This is a genomic window from Actinoplanes utahensis, from assembly GCF_016862455.1.
Lineage (GTDB): Bacteria > Actinomycetota > Actinomycetes > Mycobacteriales > Micromonosporaceae > Actinoplanes > Actinoplanes utahensis.
Window position 1 is genome coordinate 1 of record NZ_BOMZ01000099.1, and the last position, 4124, is coordinate 4124.

2 protein-coding genes and 1 pseudogene are annotated in these 4124 nt (G+C 71.8%); 1 reads left to right on the forward strand and 2 read right to left on the reverse strand.

Annotated features, from left to right (window positions below; genetic code table 11):
• Positions 1 to 54: 54 nt before the first annotated feature.
• Positions 55 to 1359, reverse strand: a complete 1305-nt coding sequence (locus Aut01nite_RS35695; protein ID WP_465252432.1) for a MurL-like N-terminal domain-containing — start codon at positions 1357 to 1359, stop codon at positions 55 to 57.
• A gap of 87 nt (positions 1360 to 1446) precedes the next feature.
• On the opposite strand from Aut01nite_RS35695, the gene murD reads away from it, so the two are divergent.
• Positions 1447 to 2799 (forward strand): UDP-N-acetylmuramoyl-L-alanine--D-glutamate ligase, encoded by a 1353-nt coding sequence (gene murD / locus Aut01nite_RS35700; protein WP_043521583.1) that lies wholly within the window; start codon positions 1447 to 1449, stop codon positions 2797 to 2799.
• Between the two features lie 302 nt (positions 2800 to 3101).
• Here murD and Aut01nite_RS35705 read toward each other — a convergent pair.
• Positions 3102 to 4124, reverse strand: a pseudogene (locus Aut01nite_RS35705) (hypothetical protein); the annotation flags it as partial.

Genomic DNA, 4124 nt, shown 5'->3' on the forward strand with positions numbered 1-4124 from the left:
CCGATCCGGGCGCTCAGCGCGGTCGAGCCCCACGCCCGGAGAGCGCGGGAGGCGTCAGGCGACGGCCTCGTCGAGGATCTTGCGGTAGGCGGCCGGGATGTGGTGCGGGCCGCCGGGGGTGAAGACGTTGGAGTGCGAGGCGTCGGCCCACGCCGGGTCCGGGACGGCGGCGCGCAGCGCGACCAGCACCGGCGCGTCGTCGGTCAGGAGCGAGAGTGCGACCAGGCACTCCTCGGCCTCGCCGACGCACTCGAACGGCTTGTGCGCGTCGATGCCGAGCAGCTCCAGGAAACCGGGGGTCTGCGCGGGGTCGGCGAACAGGTCGCGGCCGAAGATGTGCGCGAGCCGCTCCCGGGACATGTGCGGAGCCATCGCCAGGAAGACGAATCGACACTTCGGACAGTCACCGCACCACCGTGCCGTCGGGTCGTGCAACTTGAACGCCTTGTTACAGCTGGTGACCACATCATCGTACGCGGTGTGACCGGCGAAGAGCTGGGCGATGTGCAGCTCGGACAGCGGCCGCAGCAGTGAGAAGTACGGCTCGGTCAGCCCGGTGTACGCCGCGACAGCCGTCCGCAACAGCCCTTCCGCCTCGACGCCCTTGGACCACTGGTGGTTGACCTCGTGACCGTTCCAGATCAGGTTCGGGTCGGAGGCGGACCGTTCGTTGGACATCACCACCGGGCCCAGGCCGTGCCAGACCGCGGTGGCCACGGCGATCAGCGAGTTGATCGCGGTCACCGGGATGTGCCCGTTCAGAGCGCCGGCCTTGTTCAGCGCGAACAGGCTCGGGTCCAGCTTGCGGCGGGCGGCCAGGGCGCTCAGGCCGGAGGCGGCGTTCACGTTGTCGATCACCGGGTTCGGGTTGACCGAGAACGGCACCGGGTCGAGCCCGGCGGCCCGCAGGATCTCCAGGGTGACGATCGAGTCCTTGCCGCCGCCGACCGCGGAGAGCGGCCGGCCGGTGGCCGCCTCGATCGGGTCGGCCATCGGCGCCGTGCCGGGCGACTCGACGGTCAGCTCGAGCACGTGCGGAAGCCGGTTGCGGTATGCGTACTCCGCCATGCCCTTGGTGTAGACGGCCGTGAAGAAGTCGACGACCTGCGGCGGGACGGGTTTCGGCGCGACCACCCGGGCCGGCGCGCCGACCTTGAAATAGCTCACCCCGGCCACCACGTGCAGCAGGTCGAGCACCCGGTGGAAGGCCGCCGGCACATCCCGGCCGTCCGGCACCGGGAACGTGATGGTCTCGGTGAAGCGCAGCGGCTCCGGCCCGTCGAGCAGGTAGTCGAACGTCGCCACCCCCGTCGCCGGATCGAAGGCGTACGAAGGGAAGCGCATCACGTCGAACTGCACCCGGGAACTCCTGTCATCTGGCCGACGGGCAATATTAGTTCGTCCGGCGGAGCAGCGCCGGGGACGGGACTCACCGGAGGAGACGACGTGCGCCTGGCAGATCTGCGTGGCCGCTCGGTGGCGGTCTGGGGGACCGGCCGAGAGGGCCGGGCCGCGGTGACCGCTATCGCCCGGCACGAGCCGTCCCGGCTGATCGCGGTCGACGACAGCGCCGATTACCTGTCCGTCGACTGGACCGGTGATCTGGCGGAACTGGCTCCGCTCGCCGGTGGGGAACACGCCTTCGCGGCGCTGGCCAGCGCGGACGTGGTGGTGCGGTCGCCGGGGGTGCCGTCCACCCACCCGTACATGGTCCAGCTCCGCGAGCGCGGGATCACCGTGACCGGCGGCAGTGCCCTGTGGATGGCCGACCATGCCGCCCGCACCGTCGGGGTGACCGGCAGCAAGGGCAAGAGCACCACGTCCAGCCTGATCAGCCACCTGCTGGCGGCGGTCGGGAAGCCGAACGCGTATGGCGGGAACATCGGGGTGCCGCTGCTCGACCTGCCCGAGGCCGAGCTGTACGTGCTGGAGCTGTCCAGTTACCAGTGTGCCGACCTGACCGACTCGCCCCGGGTGGCGGTCGTCACCTCGCTGTTCCCCGAGCACCTCGACGCGCACGGCGGCGAACGCGAGTATTACCGGGACAAACTGAACATCCTGGCGTACGGGCCCGAGCTGATCGTGGTGAACGGCACGGACAAGCGCCTGCGCGACGAGATCCGCGGGCTCACCGACGTGAACCGTTTCCCGCCCGTCCCGGCGGCCGCCGAGGACTCCCGGTTCCGGGTCGAGGACGGTCAGGTCTGGTGCAGTGACGAGCCGCTGTTCAGCCGGGACGCGCTCGTGTTGAAGGGCCGGCACAACGAGGGCAACCTGTGCGTCGCGCTGGCCGTGCTGGACGGCATGGGCGTGGACGTGCCGGGCGAGCGGGCGGTCCTGGAGGCGGCGGTCCGGTCGTTCCGGGGACTGCCGCACCGGCTCGCCGAGATCGAGGACCCGTCCGGGCTGACCTTCGTCGACGACACCCTGTCGACCAGCCCGTACGCGGCGATGCACGCCATCGAAGCCTACGAGAACCGGCCACTCACCGTGTTGGTCGGTGGCAGCGACCGTGGGCTCGACTACTCGCCGTTACGAGAGTTCCTCGCCTCGCGCGAACTCACCGTGATCGGCCTGCCGGACAGCGGGCCGCGGATCCTGGAGGCCCTCGCCCGGCTGCCGCGGGTCCGCACCGAACCGGCCGAGGACCTGGTCGACGCGGTCCGGCTGGCGCGCAGGGTCACTCCGGCCGGCGGGGTGGTGCTGCTGTCGCCGGCCGCGCCGAGCTACGGCAGGTTCCGCAACTTCGAGCACCGTTCCGAAGTGTTCGCCCAGGCCGTCCGCGACACCGCCGAGTAGCCACCCCACCCGCCCTCGTCCCCCTGCCCGAACGGCGAACCGCCGGCGGTCACCACCAGCCCTCCGCCTCGCTCGCCGTCGAGGGCTGCGTGGTGATGTGCGGTTCGCCTCGGACCCCCGCTGTCCCCGCAGTGCCGTCGAGCGGTGGCGTGGTGGTGTGCGGTTCGTCTCGGGCCGCAGTTGTCCACGGGGTGCTGAGGTGGTGTGCGGTTCGCCTCGGACTGCCGCTGTCCAAGCAGTGTCGTCGGGCGGCGGTGGTGGTCTGTGGTTCGTTTCGAGCCGTGGCTGTCCGGGTGGGTGTGTCAGCACACCGGTGGGTGTCCGCAGAGGGACTTGCGGGACTTCAGGAGTTCGCGGCGGACGCCGTCCGACTCGGCGGCCAACGTCAGCGTCGTCGTGGTCGACACGACGACCGCGGAGCTGATCGTGCCCGCCGGAGCGGCCGCGGCCGTGCTCCCCGCTGCGGGGCGAGGAGGCGTTTCTCCTGTGGCCGGAGGCGGGGGCGCTTTTCCGGCGGCAGATCCGGGGGAGGCCGCCGGTTCGGGGTCGAGGGAGGCGGCGGGTTCGGGAGACGCCGTCGGTTCGGGGTCGAGGGAGGCGGCGGGTTCGGGAGACGCCGCCGGTTCGGGTTCGGGGGAGGTGGCGGGTTCGGGGCAGGGTAGGCCGGGAGTCGGAGGGGCGGTCGTGCCCGAGATGCCGGCCTCGGGGCCGGTGATCCGGACGGCTCGGATCGCGCCTTCCGGGCCGCGGTCGATCGTCCGGGTCAGGAACTCGGTGGCGAACTGCCGGGCGTGCACCGAGCGCACCGGCGGGGTGCCGGCCGGGCCGCACACCACCGAGTAGACGTCCTCGATCAGGATGCCCTTGGTGAACTTCAGGTTCGCCGCACGCGCCCGCAGCGTCGGCTCGTCCCAGCCGAAGCTCCGGCGGAGGTCCGTGCCGTCCACCGAGCCGGTGCCGGCCTTGAAGTCGAACCGTACTGCGGCGTGCGCGGGTGCGGCCGTCAGCGCGCCGAAGGCGACCGTGACGCCGGCGACGATGGCCATCGCCGCGCGGGTGGCTTCGGCAACCGTGCTGTCGGCGCCTGGAGCAGCGGTGACCGTGTGGTTGGCGCCCCTGGTGTCGGCAGCCGCGGCATTGGTTCTCGGGGCACCGGAGACCGGCCCCGCCCACCTCGGCGGTGGGCTGACCACGTGGTTGGTGTCCGAGGTGTCGGTGACCGTGCCGTAAGTGACCGCGCCGTTGGCAACGGGGGTGTCGGCGACCGCGCCGTTGGCAACGGGGGTGTCGGCGACTGCGCCGTTGGCAACGGGGGTGTCGGCGAG